The following is a 23,554-nucleotide window of genomic DNA, read 5'->3' on the forward strand; positions in this document are numbered from 1 at the left end:
TCCACACACTTCGTCATCGCGAGCGGTGCGGTGGGATGAATCCCACCCTACTTAGGGCCGCCGCGAGGAACGGGCCTTGATACACCAACGCCGTGTAGAGCTGGATGAGGTCAGCGCCGGCGTCGAGCATGGCTCTGGCCGACTCGGCGTCGTTGATGCCGCCGCAACCGATGAGGGGGATGTTATCCCCTACGTGCTTGCGGATCTCGGCGACCCTGGCGCGGCTGATCTGGCGGAGGGGCTGGCCGCTGAGGCCGCCGTCCTCGCGCGGCTCGCCGGGCTGTTTGGCGAGGGTGTTGGTGGCGATGAACCCTGTCGCGCCGGCGCTCAGGCAGGCGTCCAGCACGCTGCGCAGCAGGTCCCCTTCCAGTTCAGGCGCGACCTTCACCAGGACAGGTTTGCCGGCCGCCGGTTCGAGGACGGCGCGGACGATCGCCGTCAGTTCCTGCGGGTTCTGCAACGCCCGCAGGCCGGGCGTGTTGGGGGAACTGACATTGATGGTCAGCACGTCCGCGTGCGGGGCGAGGCTGGTTGCGGCGAGGTTGTAATCTTCGGCGGCGCGGTCGTTCGGCGTCGTCGCGTTCTTACCAACGCTCAGCAGCAACGGCATGGCCGGCCGGAGCCCCGCCGCCTTCTGCTCGGCCAGCCGCTCGGCGACTCTTCTTGCGCCCTGGTTGTTGAAGCCCATGCGGTTGATCAGCGCCTGCCGCGCCGGCACGCGAAACATGCGCGGCTTGGGTTTGCCCGATTGCGGTCGCGGCGTGACGGTGCCCAGCTCGGCAAAGCCGAACCCGAACGCCCACCACGCCAGCGGGGCCTCGGCGTTTTTGTCGAGGCCGGCGGCCAGGCCGACGCGGGTGGGGAAGGTAAGGCCCATCAGCTCAACGGGGCGAACGCTGGGCCTGGCGATGAAGTTGCGGACGAGCCGGCAACGCTCGGCGCGGCCGGCGAGCCAGCGGGCGGCACCGACGCCCAGATCGTGGGCTTCTTCGGGGTCTAGACGGAACAATAGCGTGCGGGCCAGGGCGTAGGACATGCAGAACCGTCTATAGCCATCGGCGCGGCGATCTCAAGGCCAGTGTCTCGATCCATCACACACAAAGTGCAGGATTCGAGATAAACCCGGAGCTTGGACGTTGCGGCAAGGTCGTCAGCCGGAGGTGGCGATGGCGGCGCGGCGGGTGCGTCGTCTTGCCTGAACGATGTGGACGAGCTGGTCGAGGATGACCGCGATCAGGATGACCGACCCGATGATGATCATTTTCCAGTTCTCATCGGGCCGCCAGTCGCCGATGCGGAACATCTCGATACCGTTGACGATGATCCGCATGATCGCCGACCCGATCAGCACGCCGATGACCGTTCCCTCTCCGCCGCGCAGCGATACCCCGCCCAGCACGACGGCGGCGATCGCCTGCAGCTCGTCGCCTTCGCCGACGGTGTGTTTCATTTCGCCCTGGTAGGCGGCGTACATCACACCGGCCACGCCGGCGAGAAACGCCGAGATGACGTAGGTGGAGCATTCGACGCGCTTGACGGGAATGCCGGAATAGCTCGCCGCGTCGCGATTGCCGCCGATCGCGAAGAGGTACCGGCCGTACACGCTGAAATGCAGCACGTATGCCGCCACCACGAGCACGCCGATCATGATGACGATCGGCCAGACGATGACTGGCGCGCCGTTGATTTCGAACAGGCCCTGGCGGACGAAGTCGCGGAATCCGGCCAGGCCCAGGTAGATGCTTTTGCCCTCGACGATGGTCTGGGAGACGCCTTTGAGAACAAGCATGCCACCGAGCGTGACGATGAACGGTTGCAGGTTCAGCCGGGTGATGAGCAGGCCCTGGGCCAGGCCCACCAGCAGTGCAACCGCCAATGCAACGGGGATGCCCGTCCAAAGGTCGAAGTTTAGCCCGCCGTAGTTCGTTGGAGCGGAGATCTTGGCGATGATGACGCCGGTCAGCCCGATGACGGAGCCGACCGACAGGTCGATGCCGCCGGTGATGATGACGAAGGCAATGCCGGTCGCGAAGACGGCGAGCATCGCGATCTGGCGCGACGTGTTGACCAGGTTATCCTGGCTGACAAAGCTGGGGTTGCTGAGCCAGAGGACGATGAACATCAGCGCAAAGGCGCTGAACATGCCACGTTCGCGCGCCCCCGACCGCCAGAGTGCCGCAAGTTTTCCGCTTCCCGCGATCGCTGCGCTCATGCCGCCAGTTCCTTTCCAGTCATCAACATTGCGACTCGTTCCTGCGTGAGGTCCTGGCGGGGCAGAATGCCGCGCAGTCGTCGCTCGTGCATGACGACCACCCGGTCGCTGATGCCCAGAACCTCTTCCATGTCGGACGAGACCATCAGGATGGTCATGCCGGTGTCGGCCAGCGACTGCATATGGCGGTAAATCTCGGCCTTGGCGCCGACATCGATGCCACGCGTCGGTTCGTCGAGAATCAGCACCTTCGGCGACATCGCCAGCCACTTGCCCAGGACCACCTTCTGCTGGTTTCCGCCGGACAGATTGACGACCTTCTGCCGGATGGTTGGCGTCTTGGTGTGGAGGCGGCGGACCTCGGCTTCGGCCGTTTCGCTTTCCCTGCGGCGATCGAGCCATCCCCAGCGGTTGTAGCTGCCGATGCCGGGGAGGGAGGTGTTCTGCGCGACGGTCATGGGCAGGACCAGCCCGTGCCGCTTGCGGTCCTCGGGGGCCAGGTAAACGCCACGGTCGATCGCGTCGCGCGGCTTGGCCGGCCGGAAGCGTTCGCCGTCCAAGACCATCTCGCCGCCGAGTGCGGGGGTGACGCCGAAGAGGGTTTGCATCAGTTCCGTACGCCCGGCCCCGACAAGGCCGGCAAATCCGAGGATTTCGCCGCGGAAGGCGGTAAAGCTGATGCTGGCGGGCGAGCCCGGGACGAGAAGGTCGCGGACCTCGAGCATCGGCAAGGGAGGTATGGCGGCGGCCGGCTTCTGCGGGAAGTAATGGGCGCTCAGCTCGCGGCCGACCATCATCGCCACCACGCGATCGTGGGTCGCCTCCGCCCGGCTCAGGTCGCCGACGTACCGGCCGTCGCGAAGGACCGTAATTCTGTCGGCCAGCGCCAGCACCTCTTCCATCCGGTGGGAGATGTAGATGACGCCGATGCCGTCGGCTTTGAGCTGGCGAATGATCGCGAACAACTGTTCCGACTCGCCGGCGGTCAGGGACGACGTCGGCTCGTCCATGATGATGACGCGGGCGCTGAGCGCCAGCGCCTTGGCGATTTCGACCATCTGCATCTGCCCCGCCGTCAGCCGGCCGACGAGCGTGGTCGCCGGCAACTTCAGCCCGACCCGGCGAAGGAGTTCCTCTGCCTTTTGACGCATCGCCGCCCCATCCAGCATCGCCAGGGGACCGAGCCTGCGTCGTTCGTTGCCGAGGAAGATGTTCGACGCGATGTCGAGCTGTGGAACGAGCATCAGCTCCTGGTGGATCAGGGCAATGCCGAGCTTCTTGGCATCGGAGACGCCGTCGAGGGCGATCGGCCGCCCGTCGATGCTGAGGGTTCCTTCGTCGGGGCGATAGGCTCCGCCGAGAATTTTCATCAGCGTGCTTTTGCCGGCGCCGTTCTCGCCCATCAGCGCAAGGACTTCGCCGGGGTGCAGGTGGAGGGAGACGTCCTGCAGCGCGACCACGCCGGGAAATCGCTTGGTGATGCCGGCCATCGCCAGGAGCGGAGGATTTGTCGCGGAGGAGGTCATGATTGGATTCTCTCTCCCTGTACTCGGGGGAGAGGGTCAGGGTGAGGGGCTGAACGTCGAGCAGGCTTCGCAAAACAACGACGCCGCACGTTCGGCCCCTCACCCCAACCCTCTCCCCTTGAGTACAAGGGGAGAGGGGGCAGGTCACTTCTTCATCTTTTCCAGCTCGGCCTTGAACTCTTTCACGTTCTGCGTCTTTTCCGACGTCGCGCCGTTGGTGATCACCGTGACGCCGGTATCGACCTGATCGCTCTTGGGCATCGCCGCTTCGCCTTTGACGGCCAGTTCATGCAGCAGCTTGGACGACTGGTAGCCGAACTGGAACGGCTTCTGCACGACGGTGCACTGGATGAGCCCCTGCTCGACGCCTTCAAGGGTGGCATCGTTCTCGTCGAAGCAGGCGATCTTCAGCTCGGCCTTGCGCGGGCTCCCCTTGACCACGTCGGCAATCGCCGGGCCGTTATATGCCCAGAGGCCGATCAGCAGCTTGACGTCGGCCTGGCCGTTGATGACCGACTCGACATTGGTTCGGGCGACATCGCCCTTCTTGGCGTCTTCCTTGGCCTGGAGCAGTTCGATGCCGGCGGACTTCACGGCGTCCTGCACGCCGCGATAGCGCTCGCGGGCGTTGTCGGCCGACATCGTGCCGACAAAAACCGCGGCCTTGCCGCCGTTGGGCAGCAGTTTCATTGCAACGATCTGCTCGCCGAGTCGCTTGCCGGCTTCGTAGTTGTTGGTGCCGATGTAGACCAGGCGATTGCTCTTGGGGGCGTCGGAGTCGTGACACAGAACGTTGGTCTTCTCCGCGGCCCGGTTGATTTCCGGAACTTGGGCGTCTGGGCTGAGCGCGGTCACCGCGATGCCGTGATACCCCTGGGCGACGAGCGATTCGAGGATCTGATTCTGCTCGCCGACTTCGCCTTTCTGCGGAATCTTGACATCGACCGTGACCTTTTCGCCGCGTGCCGTTGCTTCCTCGACGTACTTTCGCACACCGGCGGCCGCCAGGTTCCAGAACGGGTCGGGATTGTTGGTGACGAACGCGAGCTTGATCGCCGCGCCGTCGGGGGCCTTGTGGACCTTGGTGGCGCGGGCAGGGCTGGAGGCCGACGTATTGGCGGCGTCGTCGCGTTTGCAGCCGCAGACGCCCGAGCAGACCAGCGCGGCGACCGCAAGAAACGCGGGGAGTCGATTCAGAGACGATCGGAAAGTCACAGGTTCCTCCTCAATGGTGCCGGAACTTGTCCGGCAGACGTGTTCGTAGTGATCCAAAGAAATGTCATCGGAAAACGCGCAATTCCCATACTTCCTCGCCCCTGTACTCAGGAGAGTGCCGGTGTGAGGGCCTGTACGTAATGGGTTGTGGATCGCGAACACCGAGCATCAAAGTAGGTGTCGAACGCGGATACGTCGATCCGCCACGCGACGACGCGCCACTGCGTCGGAGTTCGGTGTTCGCTATCCATGTCCCTCACCGTTCGGCCCCTCACCCCAACCCTCTCCCCCGAGTACAGGGGAGAGGGAGTCGCTCCCGTCACTTCTCCGTCGAGAACTTGTACACCGTCGTCGACTTGAAGGTTTCGCCGGGGCGAAGGACGACCGTCGGGAACTCCTTCTTGTTCACCGAGTCGGGATAGTGCTGCGTCTCGAGGCAGAACGCCGCGTGCTTCACGTAGGGCTTGCCGCTGGTGCCGCTGACGTCACCCTTCATGTGGTTCGAGGTGTAGAGCTGAACGCCGGGCTCAGTGGTCGTGACTTCCATCACCCGACCGCTTTTGGGGTCGGTCACCTTTGCCGCAGGACGAAGCGTGCCGGGCTTGCCGTCGACGACGAAGTTGTGGTCGTAGCCATCGAGAGCGCCGAACTGGTCGATCCGCGCACCGATCGCCTTGGGCTTGGTGAAGTCCAGAGGCGTACCGGCGACGGGGTCGATTTTGCCGGTGGGGATGAGTGTTTCGTCCGTCGGTGTGTAGTTGGCGGCGTTCAGCGTCAGCACCTGGTCGTGGATGGTGCCGTTGCCCTCGCCGGCGAGGTTGAAATAGCTGTGGTTGGTCAGGTTGACGATCGTCGGCTTGTCGGTGGTCGCCTTGTAATCGATCTTCAGCTCGTTCGCGTTGGTCCAGGAGTAGGCGACGGTGGTGTCGAGGTTGCCGGGATATCCCTCTTCGCCGTCCTTGCTGACGTAGTGCAGCGACAGTTGGACGCCGTCGGGGATGTCTTTGGTGGTCGCCTTCCAGACGCGTTTGTCGAAACCGACTTTCCCGCCGTGCAGCGAGTTGGGGCCGTTGTTGATCGCGAGGGTGTAGTCGGCGCCGTCGAGCGAGAACTTGCCGCCGGCGATGCGGTTGGCGACACGGCCGGTGATCGCCCCGAAGTAGGAGCTTTTCGTGAAGTAGGGTTCGAGCGATGCGAAGCCCAGGACAACGTTCTCGAGCCTGCCCTTGCGGTCGGGCACCAGGATTTCGGTGATGGTGCCGCCGTAGGTCGTGATCTTGACCTGGGCACCCTTGGCGTTGGTCAGCGTGTAAAGCTCGACGGCCTGGCCGTCGGTGGTTTTACCCCAGTCGGCCTTGGCGATGCCGGTCTTGGTCATATCGTTCGCGTCCTTTTTGACGGCCGATTTGCCGTCGGTGGAATTGTTGTCGCTGGTCTTGCATCCGACCAGACCGGATGAGAGTCCCAGAGCCGCTGCACAGGCCAGGGCAATGGCCGACAGAAATGTACCACGATGCCTGCTCTTGAGAGCCGACCCGTTCCTCGTTCCGCGCATGGGTGGTTCCTTTCGAGATGCGTATGAGCGTCGGCGGTCGGCGCGAAGCCGTGAGACGCTGGTCACCGCCGACTGGTTGTAGCGCGCATGGTAACGCGATGCGGGCGGCGCGTCATCTGGGGTATCGAGCAGCACTGGTGGAGGATCAGGTTGTCGTCGCAACACCCCGCCGCCAGAGGTACCAGGTCGCGATCGACCGCCACGGCCGCCAGGGCTCGGCCAGCCGGGTGACCTCGATTGCCTTCGGACGCGCGGGAAGGTCGTAGATTTCTCGAACGCCTTCTCTCAGTCCCAGGTCGTCGACCGGCAGAACATCGGGGCGGTTCAGGACGAACATGAGAAACATCTCGGCCGTCCAGCGGCCGATGCCGTTGACCGCCGTCAGGGCGTCGATGACCTCTTCATCGCTCATCGCGGGCAGCTTGCGAACGGGAATCTTCCTGGCCACGAAATGGTCGGCGAGGTCGCGGATGTAGGCGTGCTTCTGGCGGCTCAGGCCGCACGCTTTGAGCTGCTCGAAAGGGGTTGTCTCGAAGAGCCTGACCACGGCCGCTGGCGTGGGCTTGCCGCCCCGGAAATGCTTGCGAAATCGGCCGAACAGCAATGTCGCGATGGCGGTCGAAATCTGTTGGGAGTAGATCGACTGGCACAGCGCGACGAACGGATCGCCGCGGGGTGCGAGCGTACAGGGTCCGACCCGGCGGATGACGGCGGCGAGGCGCGGGTCAGCTTTCTTCAAATGGCGCACCGCGACGGACCAGTCGGGCGCGGTGGGCGGCGGTTCGAACCACATCATGCGGTATCTAGCACGCCTTGGCCTTACATGGAACGGGTGTTCCCGCGGCACCTCATCACCAGGCAGCGATGACAAAGGAAAAGGAGCAGGCGCTGCGTGCACCTGCTCCTTCAAGGTTAGCGGGAAAACTTACTTGGCCGGCGCAACTTCGGTAAGCAGTTCGGCAACCGGCAGCGCAAAAGCCGCGGTCACCGGGCGACCATCGATCTTGCCGTGCGGGGCGTTGAGCAGCCAGCAGGCGGTCGCAAACGTGTCCTCGGTGCGGACGTTGAGTTCGTCGTCGGTGGTCAGGTCGAAGTTTTCGCGGACTCCGGGGCCGTTGGCGATCCAGGGGATGTGGCGCGACCGGGGATCGTCCGGGCCGTGGCCGAGTCCGGTGCCGCCGTGGTCGGCCGTGACGATCACGACAGTGTGCGAGAGCATCTCGGCATCGCGGTAGGCATCGAGCACGCGGCCGAGCGCATAATCCGCGGCAGCGACGGCCTTCATCTGCTCCGGCGACCCCCACTTGTAGCGATGGCCGGCGTTGTCCACGCCCGGCAGGTGAACGAACATTAGCTGCGGCTTGATGTCGCGGATGATCTTGCTCGCGGCGTGGGCCACGTCGTCGTCTTTGTCGGTCTTCTTGTCGGTGATTGCCGAGCCGTCCAGGGTGCCTTTGACATCGAGCACATCGAACTTGCTCTTGCCCGCGGCCATGCCGGTTTTATAGCCGGCTTTGCGGGCGTAAAAGAACACCGTTGGGACCTTGGGATACACCGGCTCGCTCAAAGGGAGGTCGGCATTCCATTCGATGCCGTGTTTCCGAGGATCTACGCCAGTCAGCATGCTCGTGTGCGACGGCAGCGTGATGGAGTTCGGCGTGGTTTTGGCCCAGAAGCTGAACGCGCCGGTCTTATACAGCCGGTGAACGTTCGGCATCTCGCCCCGCAGCATGATGTCGGGACGGAGCCCGTCGATGCTCACGATCAAGACGTGATCGGCACCATCCACCGGGCGCGTGGCCGGACGAGTGGTCGGCGCAAGCGCCTCAGCTTCCTTGATCCATTTCGGCTTAGGGAACTTCTCGGCTTCGCCTGCATCGACCTTGGTTTTCGACGCCGGCGATTTGTCCGCAGCCACGGCCACGGCAACGGTGAGTCCTGTCAGGCACAGCAGCATGACGCTGCATCGAATCCGGGGCGACATTCATCCTCCGCGTCAGTGGGGTCCGGGCGACGGAAAACACAGTGGTTGCCCGAGGCCTCGCTTTTCGAGACTACCCTGCGAGAGTCGTTGGTCCAACCGATTTCGCGTCGCTAACGAAACCTTTACTTCAGTGGGCCTGTGACTCCAGAATCTAGGACATCGTCGCGGGAGGGACGGCCCACCGTTCGAGAAGTTGCTCACGAGAGTCGCAGCCGATTCGCTGCAGTTCCGCCGCGATCGAACGGCGCAGGGCAGCCGCATTGCCGCGACGGCGCCGGATGATTGTCTCAATGTCGCTGCCGCCGACGAGCTCGCGCAGCAGTTGAAACGGCGTCTGGTCGGCCTTCAGCGGGTCGCCCGACTGCGATTCGGCATGGATTCTGGCCAGGTGCTGGTCGTGAGCGTACACCCAGGTGAATCGCGAATGGACGAGCGAGACCATGGCGCGGTGTGCGGGCGAGAACCTCGGCAACGCGCGGGGTCGAAAAAAGGTGATGCAGCCTGCGAGTTTCAGACCGTCCAGCCACGCGAAGTCGTCCAGGCAGGTTTCGGCGGCGCTCTCAGCGGCCATCGCGTCGGCGTAGGTGGAGCTCTCGATGACGAAATCCGGGTCCACAGCAGTGTTGATGTCGTCCGGTGACGGTTGCGTGGTGCGACGCGGGCGAGACTTGTGTCCGGTTGGTGTCGCCGGTCCCCCGCTGCCGCGCCGGTGGTGCCGCTCGGCGCCAGTACTCGGGCGGTTCACCATCCGCACGGATAACGCCGACAAGATCGACTGCCTGCCAGACGCTAAGTCGGTACGCGTGACAACCGAGGTCGCCCGCTGGGCACTGACGAGTTGGCACAGACCCGTCAGAAGGCGTCGTTTACGCTCGACGGGATCGGTGCCGGCAGTATGCAGATAGCCGGCCAGTTGCAGTACCCTGCCGCAGGCGATCATGGTCGCCGACGGGGGCAAACCGAAGGGTTCCGACGTTCGTTTCGATGACGATGGGTCGTCGGACAGGACATTCGATTGGCGCTGTTGCAGCATGCGGAAACTCGCGTTCGAAGCTGTTCGGGCGATCGCTTCCCCGGCGACCGCCGCCGGTTGTTGATCCCGATCACGGAAGGGCAGGTTCGCGATCGTTCGGCGCTGTCGCCAGATCGCTTAAACGGGGGATCGCCGGTTTGGGGTAGGCGGTGTCGGAGCGCCAGGTCCGGGGCGAGATCAAATCTCTCGGGTTCTTCCCGTCACGGCTCTGTGTGCATGGCGCTACGACCGGTATAATCGCGTGGACTGCCGGGCTGGCGATGGGGCAAAGGTTGTTCCACGTTTCTGGAGGACTGTCGTTCATCCTCCCGGCCGGGCATCCAATCTCACATACCCGTGCGGAGGCACGAAACTTCATGGCGGACAACGCGACCAATCAGGAATTCCCCACTGTGCTCGGGCCCGATGCCAGTTTCAAAGGAGAGTTGACGTTCGAAAAGGGAATGCGGTTGATGGGCAAGCTCGAAGGGAAGATCACCACCCCGGGCCGCATTCACGTCACCAAGGAAGCCAAGATGTCGGCCGACGTGGAAGCCGGCGCGATTATCGTCGAAGGCGACGTGCAGGGGAATCTGTCGGCGACCGACCGCATTGAACTGAAGAACTCGGCCCGCTACGAGGGAGACCTTCGCGCCAGCAAGCTGGTCGTCGACGAAGGCGCCGTGTTCAGCGGGCATGTCACGGTCGGACCCGACGCGGTCAAGAACGCACCGAAGATTCCGCCGCAGGACTTCAACAAGCAGAAAGCGCCGCAGAACCAGCCGAACCAGCCGCAGGGACAGAAGTGATGTCGTAAAAGGTCGTCGGTTGTGGATCGTCGACGGTCAGGTCGTTCGCGACTGACCCGCGGCGGTGGTTCGCTCCGGTCGAGGACGAAGCATCTCGCCGCGGCGCTGTCGCGGACTTCCGCCGGCGCTCCACAATCGACGGCCGACAATCAAACGAATGCCTCCCGACCCGCCCAACCGGCCAGCCGTTGAGACGGTGACCATTGCTTGCCTGCATTGCGGCAAGCTGCAGGAAGTCCCGCGCAAAGCGCAAACCGTCACCTGCAAGCATTGTTACAAGCGGCTCGAACTCCAGGACGTGGTGATCCCGAAGTACGAGGCCCGGCGCGCGATCGAAACGCTCGGGATCGTCACCATCGAGAAAAAGGGCCAGGTTATCGCCGATCGGATTCACTGCGGCGGGCTCATCGTTCGGGGCAAGGTCAAGGCTGAGATCACCAGTCGCGGGCCGATCCTGGTCGGCCCCGAGGCAGACGTGATCGGCAACGTAACGGCACCGACCATGGCGATTGGTGCCGGGGCGGTTCTGAACGGGCATTACGAGGTCGGGAGGGTCCGCGCTACAACGCCCCCCGAGCCGACATCGCCCGAGCCGACATCGCCGGACCCCGGACCGCAGGAGCCGACACCCGATGAAGGCCCGATCGATCCGGAGGCGTGAGAACACCGAACGCTGCGCCTATCGGCCGAACTTCAGGGACATCACCCACTTGCGCCAGTCTTTCTCGAACGCTTCGAGTGTCTGTGGGGCGACGATTTTCTTGAGTGTTTCCAGCCCCGTCGGGTCGGTCTTGCGGTTGTCGCGGAACGCGACGTAATACTTCTGCAGAAGCCCCTTGTCCTGAAGGTAGAGCATGAGGTATCGCGCCTGGGCGTAGTTAATCCCGACGCGGTCGTCGCTGCGGAAATCGTCGTCGGCCGTCAACTCGGCCAGGGTTCGCAAGGTGTCGGCGGCGATCGCTTTCTGAAGGCCCGGCAGACGCCAGTTCGGCAGCCCGGTGATGGTCCGCCCCTCCGGCCCGAACTGCGACTGCTCATACAGGCTTGCGATCCCTTCATTGAACCAGTCGGGCACGTCAGGGAAATCGGGCGCGATCAATGCGTGCGTCAGTTCGTGGACCAGCGTTCCCAGGCCGGTGCTGACGTTCATCAGCATGGTCCGGTCGTGATGGCGGTAGAAGCCGAAATGGGGAACGTCGGCGTCGTCGAACCACTTCTTTGCCAGGCGCTTGTAGGGCCCTTCGGATTCGAACAGCAGGATAAGAACCGGCTCGTCGGGCCTAGCCTTGAAGAATTGCGCCTGCAGCGCTGTGGTTGCCGCGGCGACAGTACCGTCACGATACCTGATGAGCTGCGCGGGCGTCCCATTTCCGGCGATGACGTAAGGCGGCGAGACGAGGTGATTGAACTTCTCCTCGGCGAATCGTGCCTCCCAGCGTTGGGCCAACTTTTGAGTCTTGGCCGCAATCTCAGGATCTGCCGCAGATGGGGCGCTACCGGGAGCCAAGGCGGGAGCCGTCGCCGGTCCGGCCGCGGATTGCGCGCTCCGACACCCGATCGCGAACGTAAGAACTATAACTGATGCGGTCACTTGAGATTGCGTCATGTTGAACTCCTCACCGAACGGAGGAAAGTTTATCCGAATCGACATCGTATCGGGATTGCCCTACTGGCGCAGAACTTGTTAAATCGGGAAAGGCCTGCCGCCTATGACGAAGCGCGCTGCCCGCGTGCCGAACCCCGCGGGCGGAAAACTATCGGACAGTCGGCCAAGGGTTCGATACAGACTGACGGCGATTGATGTCGGAGCGCTTCGCCGTGAGATCCGTCCCGCTCTCAGGAGTTTAGAAACCGATGGCCTACGTCGTTGTCAGCTTCAAGGACAAAGAAGTCGGTCGCTGGCCCCTGGGCAAGGCGCTATCCATTGGCCGGGCCGGGGAATGCGACATCATCGTCCGGGATATCCTCCTGTCACGGCGGCACTGCCAGTTCGAACCTTCCGGCGCGGGCTGGGTTGCGGTTGACCTCGGCAGCAAGAACGGGACACGTCGCGGACGGCAGCGCATCAACCGGCATGGTCTGGCCGACGGCGACGTGCTGACCATGGGCAAGACCACCGTTCGATTCGTGATCGGCCGGCTCCCGACAGAATATAAACCACCAGCCAAGCGACCGACCGACCCATTCGAGGCGTTGTCGGGCACGGTCAGCGATTTCGACCCGGTCGCCGCCGAGGCCTTCTGCCGCGAGAACGGCCTGCCCAAGCCCCAGCCCATTCCTCGAGAGCCGGCCGCCTACGCCAAGGACGACCTTTACGGCCTCCTGAACGAAATTGCCTCCAGCTCGTGGGATTCGATCTACGCCCAGGCATCGCAGCCGAAGCGGCCGATTCCCCGCAACGGCACCCGCGTCTCATCGACGGCCCGGGCTGGCGTCGATCTCCAGGAACCCGGTGTGGCGGTGGCTCCCCGAAAGCGGTCTCGACTGGCGTTTTCAGAGGAATTGCAGGTCAAGGATGCCCGTACGTCGCGTCCCATCCGCCCTGCCAGTCCGCTCGATCTTTCGACGCTGAGCCGCGCCGGCGGGACCTTAACGAGCCGATCCGCGGCATCGAAAAACGCCGCCCGCCGAAGCCAGGTCGCGCTGACGTTCGGGGTCATCGCACGGCCATTTGTCGCGCTGCACCGCTGGATCGCGCCGGCGGGAAGAATCCGGATGTTCTAGAGCCGAACCGCCTCGCTTCGGTTCGTCTTCCAAATCCTCCGTTCCCACCTTGCAGGCCCGATCATTCTGGCCATAATCCGACCTCCCTCGGACCCCCATCGGTGGGGGATTCCAGAGAGTTTCTGCCGATCCCGTAGTGTAAATCCGCCATGGCTAAGGCTCGCGCCATCCTCAAGCGTCGCAAGTCGCTCCGCAACATCCGCAAGATCACCAAGACGATGCAGATGATCGCGACGGCGAAGTTCCAGAAGTCGCTGAAGCGCGCCGTCGGCACCAAGCCATACACCCAGAAGGTGCGTGAACTGGTGCGCGAACTGGCGGCAAGCGTCGGCAATGTTGAGCACCCCCTGCTCCGCCGGCCCGATGCCACCACCCAGACCAACCGCATTGGCGTGCTGGTGCTGACCAGCAATCGCGGTCTGGCCGGTGCTTACAACGGCAACGTCCTGCGGACGGCCAACATCTTCCTTCGCGAGCAGCAGGCGGCCGGCAAGACGATCGACCTCTACGTCGCCGGCAAGAAGGGCGTCACCAGCTTTAACTTCCAGAAGCGGGCGATCACCCAGAAGATCGAAGCGCTCGATACGCCGGCGTACGCCAGCGTCGAAGAACTTGCCAACGACCTGATGCACCGCTTCGAAAAGGGCGAACTCGACTCGGTGTCGGTCGTCTACATGAACTTCATCAGCACCGGCGTGCAGAAGCCCGATGTGATGACGCTGCTCCCCCTGGCCGGCGTGCAGGAGGCGGCCGACCACATCGGCCAGCAGGTCGCCGAGAAGGAGCAGCAGGCCAAGAGCGGCGCCCTCGATTCCAAGCGCAGCGGTGAAGGCGTGACGCACGAAGAGATCGCCCACAGCACAACCACCTACGACTTCTCTCCCGACGCCAAGACGCTGCTGGACGAAGTCCTGCCGCTGACAGTGCGGACGGCGTTGTTCCAGACGTTCCTCGACGCAACGACGAGCGAGCACGTCGCCCGCATGGTGGCGATGAAGAGCGCGACCGACAACGCCGAGAAGATGGGCAAGATCCTCGCGATGCAGTACAACCGCGCCCGTCAGAGTCAGATCACGACCGAGCTCATGGAAATCATGGGCGGCGTGGAAGCGATGAAGTGACGCTTCGGTATGGGAGACTGAGTGACGAATGAAGAACGCTCCGCGTCGCGCCGCGGCTAACCACGAACCCGGTTAGCCGCGACGCGGAGCGGAGCGTTTGTCGTCGGTCGAGCGATAACGCGGTGATGTCACAGCGCGCTTCGGAGTATGTCCTGCAACGTTTGATCACTCAGCAGCACCGGGTTGAACTTCATGCTGCTCGCCTTGCGGGCGAGGCTGACCATCGACTCGACCGCTCCTTCTTTGATGCCGTAGGTAGAGAGCTGGGGGATTCGCAGTTTCTGGTTCAGGTCCAGAACGGCATCGGCCGCCGCCAAGTGCAGTTCCTCAGCAGGGCGGTCGGTCTGCAGGGCGATGATGCCGCCCAGGACAATGCACTTCAGCCGCGTGACACTGTTGCCCTTGGCCGCGGCCACCGAGGCGTTAGCCTTCAGGACGTGCGGCAGCAGCGCCGCGCAGACGACGCCGTGCGGCACGGGATAGTTCGCCCCGGTCGGCGCGGCGAAACCGTGGACCGCGCCCAGCCCGGCGTTGGTCAGACACACGCCGCTGATCAGCGCCGCCAATGCCATGTCTGACCGGGCGGCGATGTCAGTGCCGTCGGCAACCGCCAGGGGCAGCGCCGACCATGCCAGCTCGACGCCCTTCAGCGCCAGCGCATCGGTCAGCGGACTAGCACCGGTCGACAGGTACGCTTCAATGCACTGGCACAGCGCGTCCATCCCGCTGGCGGCTGTCACGTCGGCCGGTACACCAACGCCCAGTTCAGGATCGACCAGCGCTACCCGCGGCAGCAAGAGCTCCGACCGGATGCTCGCCTTGAACTGCTTCGACGGCTCCCCGACGACGGCATTGCGTGTGACTTCCGCGCCGGTGCCGGCGGTGGTCGGAATCGCAATCCAGGGGGCGGCGGGTTGAGTGATCTTCTTTCCCGCGCCGATGACTTCCATGTAGTCCAGCGCCGTGCCGCCGTTGGTGAGCAGCCCGGCGATCGCCTTGGCGGCGTCGATCGCGCTGCCGCCGCCGACGCCGATGACGCCGGTGCAGCCGTCCACGCGCGCGACGTTCAGTCCGGCATCAATGTCGGCGACGGTCGGCTCGCCCTTCTGGCGATGGACGGTCGTGGCGACACCCGCCGCGGCCGTGCGGTCGCGCACCTTTGCCAGAGCGCTGTCGCCGCCGTTGTAGACGACCAACACACGTGGTCCCAGTGGCTGCAGTAGATCGCCGAGCACGGCGATCTTGCCGGGGCCGAAGCAGATGCGGGGGACAGAGAAGAAGTCGAACATCATTCGCCGTCGCCGTAGAAGATGGTGTGGTTCTTGGTCGCCTCGCGCGGCTTGGCCATCCAGTCGGTGACCGCGTCGCGCCAGCGGAAGTAGTGGGCCTGCTGCTGGTGGAACGCGAAGTCCTCCTTGGCCTTGTAGACCTCGTAGAGGAAGAACCGCGTCGGGTCGTCTTCGCCCTGGATGACATCGAACCGAAGGTTGCCCGGTTCCTTCCGCGTGTTGCGGGCGTTATCGAGAATGGCCGTCTTGAACAACTCGACGAACTCCGGCTTGACGTAAACGTAGACTGCGACCACGAACATGGGATTCTCCTCGTAAGGCAGGGACGACCCGCCGATTTCATGGACACCTGTCTTATCAGAAGGACCTTCCCTGGCACAGTCGTTAGCATCTATGCGGTGGGATAAGTCAGAGGTGTCGGTTGGCCGCACTCGGGGCAGCGCTCGCTGCTTGATCGCAAGTCGTAGCCACAAGTGAGACACAGCCCGTTGGCCAATCGACGAAACCGAAGCATTCGCCGTCGCACAGTCAGTCCAAGCCAAATGATGGGAAGCGGGTACAGCGCCAGCACTAGCTTCCAGATGGCGACTTCACCCAGAATGTCATTCCCTCGTAAGTAGTAGTCCGGCGCGGCCTGTCCAGCCGTCCGCGTGTCCTTCAGGATTTCGCCTCGTCCAGCGTCGTCGCCCGAAGCCGCCGAAAGGACCCTCACGTTCCAATCACCCGGGAGCATGCGGCGTACCGGCGGGTTCTTCTCAAAGATGCGGAAGACCTCGTCCACTTCCATATATATCATGCCGGACGCAAACGAGACTGTGCGGGTGCGCACGATCGACCCCTTCGCGTCGGTAGCCGAACCGTACATCGCCTCCGAAAGGTCGTGCTCAGTGATGAGGCCGATCTCAAGCCAACGCCATGGGCTCATGATCCAGATAACGGTAAGACCGACCGCCACCGTCAGCAGGCAAACTGCGGTCGTTGTCCAGGCGAACTTAACCAGCTTTCGGAAACCCATGCCCGACAGCATATGACTGTGGCCGGATACGAGGCACCCTCATTTGTCGGCGACTGTGATGAACTGTGTTGGGCCGACAAGCGTGACCTGTTGGCCTGACAGGCACAATTCGTTGACCGGCGAGCAGAACAGTTTACGCTCCGCACTGTGGCTGATGCACTTCACGGTAAATCCATCGTCATCATCGGCGGCACGACCGGCCTGGGCCTGTCGGCTGCGCGGGCGTGTATTGCCGAGGGGGCGCGGGTTGTCGTCGTCGGTCGCAATGCCGAGAGCGCCCACAGGGCGCAGGTCGAGCTGGGCTCATCGTGCGTTGCACTCGCCGCCGACGCCACCGACCCCACCACCGCACCGCGGGCCATCGAGCAGGCCGTTACGCATTTCGGCGGGTTTCACGCCCTGTATCACGTCGCCGGCGGCAGCGGCCGCAAAATGGGCGACGGCCCGCTGCACGAAATCACAGACGAGGGCTGGCGGTTCACGCTCGACCTGAACCTGACGTCCCTGTTCAATTCCAACCGCGCCGCCGCGAGACAGTTCCTGAAGCAGGGTTCCGGCGGCAGTGTGCTGAACATGGGATCGGTCCTCGGTTGGTCGCCGTCGCCGGCGTTCTTCACCACTCATGCGTACGCCGCGACCAAGAGCGCGATCGTCGGGTTCACGAAAAGCTGCGCCGCGTATTACGCCACGCACGATATTCGGTTTAACGTTCTCGCCCCCGCGCTGGTTGAAACCCCCATGGCCCAGCGGGCGGCGAGTGACGAGCGGATCCAGAGCTTCATCCGCACCAAACAGCCGCTCGACGGCGGCAGGATTGGCCGACCCGACGACTTGGACGCGGCGGCCGTCTACTTCCTGTCGGACGGTTCGAAGTTCGTTACTGGGCAAGTGCTGGCGGTCGACGGAGGCTGGTGCGTGAGCGAAGGACAGACGGACGAGTGAACGGAGGTCGGTCCGCCCCTTTTGGCGCCTCGCCCGAAGGGCAGGGAGTCGCGCGGAGAATGTGAACTGTCGGTCGCTTCTCAACCGCACTGGAAGTGTTGGAGAACGGAATAGAGTGCACCTTCGGTGCGACCGCTAAACATCACCGTCGTGCAGGAAGCGTTACCCAGGATCGCGAACCCAACGAACAGACAGGCACGAACCATGCCGCATGCCATCGGTCTCGACATTGGCGGAACGAGTCTTAAATGCGTGGTGGTAACTCATGACGGCCATGTGGCCGATCGTGTCAGCGTTGCCCTGGACATTTCCGATCCGCAATGGCCGGCATTCGTGCGATCGACGTTTGAGTCGCGGAGACGCTACGCCGAGATCATGGATGACTATCCCGACTCGATCCGAGTCGGCGTCTCAGCCCCGGGCATCGCCCGCCCGGACGGATTGTCCATCTGGTGGATGCAGGGGCGGCTGGCCGAACTGGAGACGATCGACTGGCGAACGTACCTCGGCAGCGAGATTGCGGTTCCGGTTTTGAACGACGCACAGGCCGCACTGCTGGGCGAGACCTGGCTCGGCGCCGCCGCGGGACAACGCAACGTCGCCCTGCTGACCCTGGGCACCGGTGTCGGCGGTGCGGCGATGGTCGACGGACACCTGCTGAAGGGCGCGATCGGTCGCGCGGGACACCTGGGGCATATCAGTCTCGACCCCGGCGGATCGCCGGACATCACCAATTGCCCGGGAAGTCTTGAGAACGCGATCGGCAACTGCACGGTCGCCGAGCGGACAAAGGGTGCATTTGATTCCACGCTGGCCCTCGCGGCCGCCGCGTCGCGCGGCGATCCGGCGGCACTTGAAGCTTGGTCCCGCTCGATCCGCGCCTTGGCCGCCGGGATTGCCTCGATCGTCAATGTGCTCGACCCCGAAACGGTGATCATCGGCGGCGGCATCGCGACGGCGGACGATGCGCTGTTCTTGCCCCTTTCTTCCGAACTCGACCGATTCGAATGGCGGCCGCACGGTCACCGGGTGAAGGTCGTCGCTGCGGCGCTCGGCGAGTACGCCGGCGCGATCGGCGCGGCACGGAACGCGATGCTTTGCGATAAGTAGGGCGGGCACTGCCCGCCGGAGACAGTGACGATTGCCGAGGCGTGTTTAAATGGTGCGGCTTGCCCTGCCGCCGAACGCTCCTTTCGGCGGGCAGTGCCCGCCCTACGAATCTGACGTCGGTCGTTGACCCGCGGCGGGACCTTCCTCGACAATCCCGAGCACATGACCCCAGCCGAAGACTATCTCGCAAAAAGTGAAGGCCTGATCGCCGCCGTTCGCGCGCAGCTGCCGCAGATTCGTCAGGCCGCCGACTGGTTCAGCCAGACGATACTTAAGGGGCGGATGGTGCACGTGTTCGCTTCCGGCCACAGCCGGATCATGGTGGAAGAGATGTGGCCGCGCTACGGCTCGTTCCCCGGCTTCAACCCGATCGTGGAACTGTCGTTGACGTTCCACAACCTCGTCGTCGGCGCCAACGGCCAGCGGCAGGCGATGTTCCTTGAGAACGTCAGCGGCCTGGCCGAACGCATCCTGCGGAACTTCGACCTGTCGCGGGACGACGCGGCGCTGGTGATCTCTTCCAGCGGCTGCAATGTGGTGCCCATCGAGATGGGTGAGCTGTTCCAGGCGCGCGGGATCAGGACGGTGGCGATCATCAGTCGCGAACACAGCGAAGCCAGTCGCAGCAATGACCCCCGCGGGAAGAAGCTGCAGGATTTCGCCGACCTGACGCTGGACACCGGCGCCCCGCCGGGCGATGCGATGGTGAAGGTGGAAGGACTTGATACCGCCGTCGCGCCAGGCTCGACCGTGGGCGGATGCCTGCTGATCAACAGTATCAAGGCCGAAGTCGCCCTGCGTCTGACCGCCGCCGGCCAGCCGCCGAAGGTGCTGAGCGGCGGGTGCGTCGTGGGCGCCGAGCGGGCCAAGGAACTGTTCGAAGCGGCCTATGACGAGCACGGGCGTCGGCTGGCGAAGCTGTATCAATCGCTCGGCGCAGTTTGACGCGTGAACCCAATTCGAGATTGGCCAGAAGGATCCCATGCAACCCATCCCCCTCCGAACCACCGTCATTGGCTCCTACCCCTTCCCCTCCTGGCTCGAGTTCGCCGCCGCGCATCTCGATCGCTTCGGCCCGGCCGACGTGGCCGAGCTTCAAGATGATGCCACCGTGGTCGCGATGACCGACCAGATCATGTCGGGGCTGGATGTCATTACTGACGGCGAGCAGTCGCGGCTGGACTTTAATCTTTCGTTCTATGGCTTCATCGAAGGGATCGATCTGGAGGCAGCTCCGCCCCGCCGTTTCGGGCCGCCGGCCCATGACCAGCGGGGCAAGCACAAGGTGGTCGGGGAGCTTCAAGCGCCACGAGGACTGGGAGCGGTCGAGGAGTTCAAGCGGCTGCAGCGGCTGTCGCCCCCTCCCGAGGCGAAGGGACCGACGCTCAAGGCGAGTGTGCCGGGGCCCTATACGCTCGCCGGCAGGCTGTTGCCCAACGCCCAGTACAGGGATCGATGGGCACTCACCGAGGCGCTGCTGCCGCTGGTTCGTAAAGAGCTGGAAGATCTCGTCGCCGCCGGCTGCAGGGAGCTGACCGTCGATGAACCCTCGATGAGTTGCTACGCCCACAAGGAAGACCCGAAGCGGTTTGTCGAGATATTCAATCGCACGGTCGAGCCGATCGTCGGCAAGTGCCGCTTGAGCACGCACCTTTGTTTCGGAAACTATAAGGCACGCGCCGTCGGGCCTCGACGGTACGCACCGATGTTCCCCGCGTTTCTCGACATGTCGCTCGACGAGATTCATGTCGAGATGGCGAGTCGCGAATTCGCGGAGATCGAAATCATCGCCCAGATCGCCAGGCGGCGGGACGTGGCCGTGGGGATCATCGACGTCAAAAGCTACTACATCGAAACGCCCGCCGATGTCGCGGACCGGGTACGACTTTGCCTGAAGCACGCGCCTGCGGACCGCCTGTCATTCGCCCCGGATTGCGGCCTGTCGCAGACGGCGCGCTGGGCGGCGAAGCAGAAGCTGGTCAACATGGTGGCTGGCGTAGGGCGGGTACGGAAGGAACTGGGCTTGTAGGGGCCGCAATGCGAGCCGCACGTTCGCGGTTTGTCAGGATAAGTCCTTGTCGTCCTTCCAGCGATCGCTAAAACATCTTTATGGCACGCGATCGCATCGTAGGCGTCGGCTCGACGGGCGAAGAGGAAGAGCGCCTCAACTTCGCGCTTCGCCCGCAAAACTTCGCACAGTACGTCGGGCAGGAATCGCTGATCCGCAAACTGCGGATCGCCGTCGAAGCCGCCAAGAGCCGTAAGGAGCCGGTCGATCACGTGCTGCTGCACGGCCCGCCGGGGCTGGGCAAGACAACGCTCGCGCACGTGGTCGCCAACGAAGTCGGCGCCCAAGTCCATGTCACCAATGGGCCGGCCCTGACCAAAGGTGCCGATCTGGTCGGCATCCTCACTAAGCTCTCTTTCGGCGACGTGCTGTTCATTGACGAAATCCACCGCCTGTCGGCGGTCGTCGAAGAGTACCTTTATCCAGCGATGGAGGACTTTCGGGTCGATATCACCATCGATCAGGGCGCGCATGCCCGCACGATGACCATCCCGATTCAGCCGTTCACCCTGATCGGCGCGACGACGCGTCTGGGCCTTCTCACCGGTCCGATGCGCGGCCGGTTCGGCATCAGCGAGCATCTCGATTTTTACGCGCCCGAAGCGCTTCACGAAATCCTCAAAGCCAACGCCCGGCAGTTGAAGACCGTCGCCGACGACAAGGCGCTGTGGGAGTTGGCCCGCCGAAGCCGCGGAACGCCACGTGTCGCCAATCGCCTTCTTCGGCGGACCCGCGATTACGCCACCGTGGAGGGCGACGGCAAGATCAATCTAGAAAGTACCAAGCTCGCCCTCGAACTGGCGGCGATCGACGACCGCGGCTTGGACGAACAGGATCGCGTATTCATGAAGACCATGATTGACGTCTACGACGGCGGTCCGGTCGGGATTGAAGCGATCGCCGCCACCATGGGCGAAGAGCGGGACACGCTGGAAGATGTCATTGAGCCGTACCTGCTGCAGAACGCGTTCATCACCCGAACGCGTCAGGGCCGCCGGGCAACAAAACTGGCCTACGAACACCTGAAGCTGAAGTGGCGTCCGCCAAAAGATGAAAACGGCGGTCAGCCTACGTTCTTTGATGGCGATGCAAACTCGTGAATCAGGAGGGATCCCATGTCGAACGTATCCGCCGGTCCTTCGACCATCATTCCCTGCCTGCGTTACCGAAAAGCACCAGCCGCGATCGACTGGCTCTGCCAGGTCTTTGGCTTTCAGAAGCAGGCGGTCTACGGCGACGGTGAGATCGTCCATCATGCCCAACTCACGCTCGGCGGCGGCATGGTCATGCTGGGATCGGTGATCGAATCGGAATGGGGGAAGCTGATGAAGCAACCCGACGAGATCGGCGGGTTCGAAACCCAGGCCGTGTCCCTCGTCGTCTCCGACGCCGACGCGGTATATCAGCGGGCAACGCAGGCCGGCGCGGCGATTGTCATCGACATCAGAGACGAGTCCTACGGCGGTCGCAGCTTTACGTGCCGTGACTTGGAAGGACACGTCTGGAATGTCGGAACCTATAATCCGTGGAAGGTTTCCGCGGGCTGACACTGTTAGGGGCGGCAGCACCAACATTGGTGCAGAGCTTGCCGGCGCGTGCCACCATTGCTAGCCCGGCAGCTTGTCGAACAGTTCGAAGGCGACGACCGCGGCCCGAGTGCGGTCGGGGAGTTCCGTGGGATCAATGGTCATCGCACCGTGGTATCCGGAAGCTTCCAGGCGGGCGAGCAGTTCGGGCCAGCTCGTGTCACCCTGTCCGACGATGGCCGGCCGGGTGCGACCGCCTGAACCGCCGACGGCGTCGCGGACGCGGACGTGTCGAATCAGTTCTCCCAGGCGACTGAAGACCTCATCGGGTTCCCATTCATCCCGAAGGAGCGCGACCGGGTCAAGATCGATCCCGAACCAGGGGCAGCTCGCCGCCTTAAGGGCCCGTTCTAATGCCGCGTAGGACGACAGATCGCATCGCAATGCGAGGGTAACGCCGGTGCGATCGGCCATCCGGCCGAGCTCGACGAGAGCGGCGTCAACTTGGGAGAAGAACGCCGAATCGGTGGTCGCCGGCGGTGCTTCGCGTTTCTCGATCGCGGCCAGTTCGCTCGCGGTCGGGAGCAGGATCAGCCCCGCCATCCCGGGTTCGACCTTGGGCGCGGGCTTGGCCGCTCGTTCGGGTTGCGGAAGCGGGCCGAGATCGACCGTCAGCAGGCCGGCGGTCAGACCGCGGGCCACCTGCATCGCGTCGGCCAGGCGCTTGAGCAGCCGATCGACATCCGCGCCGGGGCCAAAGCCCTTTGGCCCCAGATCGGCCGAGATCGCGACGAGCTGCTGTTCGTGCGTCGCCAGCAGTTGGCGGACATCGCGCAGGCCCGTTCCGGAAAGCTGGGTCAGGTCGACACTGCCAAAAACCAGCGGGAGTTGCAGGCCGGTAAAGCCGAGTTGGCGGGCGACCTTGGGAGCCAGCCGAAGATCGTTGGCGATGGCGGTAGCGACGACGGACAGGGTTCGAGTGCTTGCAGACATCCTGCATAGTGTAGCGAAGCGCGTGTTCTGAATGTGAGTTCGGCGCGATACGATAACGTCCGACTGCTTCGCCGAACCGTCCAGGAGTGTACCGATGTCCAAGCGTTTTATGATCGCCCAGCTCGATGAGATCAAGCCGGTCCCCTGCCCCTGCGGCCAGGCCCGCCGAGCGTTCGCCGAGGAAGGCAACACGCTGGCCACCATGCACCTGACCGACATCTGGGCCGACGCCAAGACGCATTACCACAAGAAGATGACCGAGATTTACCTGGTGCTGGAAGGCACCGGCGAGATCGAGCTCGACGGCGAGCGTTACCCTGTGAAACCGATGACCGCGATCTTCATCCGCCCCGGTTGCCGTCACCGGGCGATCGGGAATATCAAGATCGTGAACGTACCGATCCCGGCGTTCGATGTGGAAGATGAGTATTTCGATTGATTGGTTCCCTCTCC

At 63.7% G+C, this 23,554-nt stretch carries 24 protein-coding genes; 11 read left to right on the plus strand and 13 right to left on the minus strand.

What is annotated here, in order from left to right; genetic code table 11:
* Window positions 1-13: 13 nt before the first annotated feature.
* The 8 genes from IPV69_RS03845 to IPV69_RS03880 form a co-directional block, all read right to left on the minus strand.
* Complete coding sequence (locus IPV69_RS03845) at window positions 14-1,036, minus strand: quinone-dependent dihydroorotate dehydrogenase (RefSeq protein WP_206293594.1); 1,023 nt, start codon at window positions 1,034-1,036, stop codon at window positions 14-16.
* A 114-nt stretch (window positions 1,037-1,150) separates the two neighbouring features.
* The gene (locus IPV69_RS03850) at window positions 1,151-2,212 is read right to left on the minus strand and encodes an ABC transporter permease (protein WP_206293595.1); all 1,062 of its coding nucleotides are present in this window, start codon (window positions 2,210-2,212) and stop codon (window positions 1,151-1,153) included.
* Window positions 2,209-3,738 carry a sugar ABC transporter ATP-binding protein gene (locus IPV69_RS03855; RefSeq protein ID WP_206293596.1) on the minus strand — a complete coding sequence of 510 codons (1,530 nt, stop codon included), beginning with the start codon at window positions 3,736-3,738 and terminating at the stop codon, window positions 2,209-2,211. Before IPV69_RS03855 ends, IPV69_RS03850 begins: the two co-directional genes overlap by 4 nt.
* Before the next feature lie 144 nt (window positions 3,739-3,882).
* Entirely contained in the window at window positions 3,883-4,953 is a 1,071-nt protein-coding gene (locus IPV69_RS03860) for a substrate-binding domain-containing protein (protein ID WP_206293597.1), read from the minus strand.
* 319 nt (window positions 4,954-5,272) lie between these two features.
* A complete protein-coding gene (locus tag IPV69_RS03865; RefSeq protein ID WP_206293598.1) occupies window positions 5,273-6,508 on the minus strand; it encodes an aldose epimerase family protein in 1,236 nt (411 codons plus the stop codon).
* A gap of 145 nt (window positions 6,509-6,653) precedes the next feature.
* Window positions 6,654-7,304, minus strand: coding sequence for a DNA-3-methyladenine glycosylase family protein (locus IPV69_RS03870; RefSeq protein WP_206293599.1), 651 nt, complete (start codon window positions 7,302-7,304; stop codon window positions 6,654-6,656).
* Between the two features lie 129 nt (window positions 7,305-7,433).
* Window positions 7,434-8,492: an alkaline phosphatase family protein gene (locus tag IPV69_RS03875; RefSeq protein ID WP_206293600.1), complete on the minus strand. Its 1,059-nt coding sequence runs from the start codon at window positions 8,490-8,492 to the stop codon at window positions 7,434-7,436.
* 151 nt (window positions 8,493-8,643) lie between these two features.
* Window positions 8,644-9,432: a hypothetical protein gene (locus tag IPV69_RS03880; RefSeq protein WP_206293601.1), complete on the minus strand. Its 789-nt coding sequence runs from the start codon at window positions 9,430-9,432 to the stop codon at window positions 8,644-8,646.
* A gap of 449 nt (window positions 9,433-9,881) precedes the next feature.
* Between IPV69_RS03880 and IPV69_RS03885 the strand changes: the two genes are divergently transcribed.
* Complete coding sequence (locus IPV69_RS03885) at window positions 9,882-10,313, plus strand: bactofilin family protein (RefSeq protein ID WP_206293602.1); 432 nt, start codon at window positions 9,882-9,884, stop codon at window positions 10,311-10,313.
* A 157-nt stretch (window positions 10,314-10,470) separates the two neighbouring features.
* Window positions 10,471-10,974 (plus strand): polymer-forming cytoskeletal protein, encoded by a 504-nt coding sequence (locus IPV69_RS03890; protein ID WP_206293603.1) that lies wholly within the window; start codon window positions 10,471-10,473, stop codon window positions 10,972-10,974.
* A gap of 18 nt (window positions 10,975-10,992) precedes the next feature.
* Here the strand turns inward: IPV69_RS03890 and IPV69_RS03895 are convergent, their stop codons facing one another.
* Window positions 10,993-11,760, minus strand: coding sequence for a DUF1570 domain-containing protein (locus IPV69_RS03895; RefSeq protein ID WP_206293604.1), 768 nt, complete (start codon window positions 11,758-11,760; stop codon window positions 10,993-10,995).
* Between the two features lie 407 nt (window positions 11,761-12,167).
* On the opposite strand from IPV69_RS03895, the gene IPV69_RS03900 reads away from it, so the two are divergent.
* Window positions 12,168-13,037, plus strand: coding sequence for an FHA domain-containing protein (locus IPV69_RS03900; protein WP_206293605.1), 870 nt, complete (start codon window positions 12,168-12,170; stop codon window positions 13,035-13,037).
* A gap of 149 nt (window positions 13,038-13,186) precedes the next feature.
* Window positions 13,187-14,158 carry an ATP synthase F1 subunit gamma gene (gene atpG / locus IPV69_RS03905; protein WP_206293606.1) on the plus strand — a complete coding sequence of 324 codons (972 nt, stop codon included), beginning with the start codon at window positions 13,187-13,189 and terminating at the stop codon, window positions 14,156-14,158.
* Between the two features lie 128 nt (window positions 14,159-14,286).
* Here the strand turns inward: atpG and IPV69_RS03910 are convergent, their stop codons facing one another.
* From IPV69_RS03910 to IPV69_RS03920, 3 genes are all read right to left on the minus strand, one after another.
* Window positions 14,287-15,450, minus strand: a complete 1,164-nt coding sequence (locus IPV69_RS03910) for an iron-containing alcohol dehydrogenase (protein WP_206293607.1) — start codon at window positions 15,448-15,450, stop codon at window positions 14,287-14,289.
* Complete coding sequence (locus IPV69_RS03915) at window positions 15,447-15,749, minus strand: putative quinol monooxygenase (RefSeq protein WP_206293608.1); 303 nt, start codon at window positions 15,747-15,749, stop codon at window positions 15,447-15,449. The genes IPV69_RS03910 and IPV69_RS03915 overlap by 4 nt, the downstream gene beginning before the upstream one ends.
* An 89-nt stretch (window positions 15,750-15,838) precedes the next feature.
* Window positions 15,839-16,462, minus strand: coding sequence for a hypothetical protein (locus tag IPV69_RS03920; protein ID WP_206293609.1), 624 nt, complete (start codon window positions 16,460-16,462; stop codon window positions 15,839-15,841).
* Window positions 16,463-16,609: 147 nt separating this feature from the next.
* Here IPV69_RS03920 and IPV69_RS03925 point away from each other — a divergent pair, with 147 nt between their 5' ends.
* The 6 genes from IPV69_RS03925 (at window position 16,610) to IPV69_RS03950 (ending at window position 22,129) form a co-directional block, all read left to right on the plus strand.
* Complete coding sequence (locus IPV69_RS03925) at window positions 16,610-17,404, plus strand: SDR family NAD(P)-dependent oxidoreductase (RefSeq protein WP_206293610.1); 795 nt, start codon at window positions 16,610-16,612, stop codon at window positions 17,402-17,404.
* A gap of 204 nt (window positions 17,405-17,608) precedes the next feature.
* Window positions 17,609-18,514 carry an ROK family protein gene (locus IPV69_RS03930; RefSeq protein ID WP_206293611.1) on the plus strand — a complete coding sequence of 302 codons (906 nt, stop codon included), beginning with the start codon at window positions 17,609-17,611 and terminating at the stop codon, window positions 18,512-18,514.
* 162 nt (window positions 18,515-18,676) lie between these two features.
* Window positions 18,677-19,459, plus strand: a complete 783-nt coding sequence (locus IPV69_RS03935) for a sugar isomerase domain-containing protein (RefSeq protein ID WP_206293612.1) — start codon at window positions 18,677-18,679, stop codon at window positions 19,457-19,459.
* 37 nt (window positions 19,460-19,496) lie between these two features.
* Entirely contained in the window at window positions 19,497-20,543 is a 1,047-nt protein-coding gene (locus tag IPV69_RS03940) for a hypothetical protein (RefSeq protein ID WP_206293613.1), read from the plus strand.
* Between the two features lie 80 nt (window positions 20,544-20,623).
* On the plus strand, window positions 20,624-21,682 hold the full coding sequence (gene ruvB, locus IPV69_RS03945) for a Holliday junction branch migration DNA helicase RuvB (RefSeq protein ID WP_206293614.1): 1,059 nt from the start codon (window positions 20,624-20,626) through the stop codon (window positions 21,680-21,682).
* Window positions 21,683-21,697: 15 nt separating this feature from the next.
* Window positions 21,698-22,129, plus strand: a complete 432-nt coding sequence (locus tag IPV69_RS03950; RefSeq protein WP_206293615.1) for a VOC family protein — start codon at window positions 21,698-21,700, stop codon at window positions 22,127-22,129.
* Window positions 22,130-22,189: 60 nt separating this feature from the next.
* On the opposite strand, the gene IPV69_RS03955 is transcribed toward IPV69_RS03950, so the two are convergent.
* Window positions 22,190-23,101 carry a sugar phosphate isomerase/epimerase family protein gene (locus tag IPV69_RS03955; RefSeq protein ID WP_206293616.1) on the minus strand — a complete coding sequence of 304 codons (912 nt, stop codon included), beginning with the start codon at window positions 23,099-23,101 and terminating at the stop codon, window positions 22,190-22,192.
* 94 nt (window positions 23,102-23,195) lie between these two features.
* Here IPV69_RS03955 and IPV69_RS03960 point away from each other — a divergent pair, with 94 nt between their 5' ends.
* Window positions 23,196-23,540, plus strand: coding sequence for a cupin domain-containing protein (locus IPV69_RS03960; protein WP_206293617.1), 345 nt, complete (start codon window positions 23,196-23,198; stop codon window positions 23,538-23,540).
* Window positions 23,541-23,554 lie beyond the last annotated feature (14 nt).

Source organism: Humisphaera borealis, from assembly GCF_015169395.1.
GTDB lineage: Bacteria > Planctomycetota > Phycisphaerae > Tepidisphaerales > Tepidisphaeraceae > Humisphaera > Humisphaera borealis.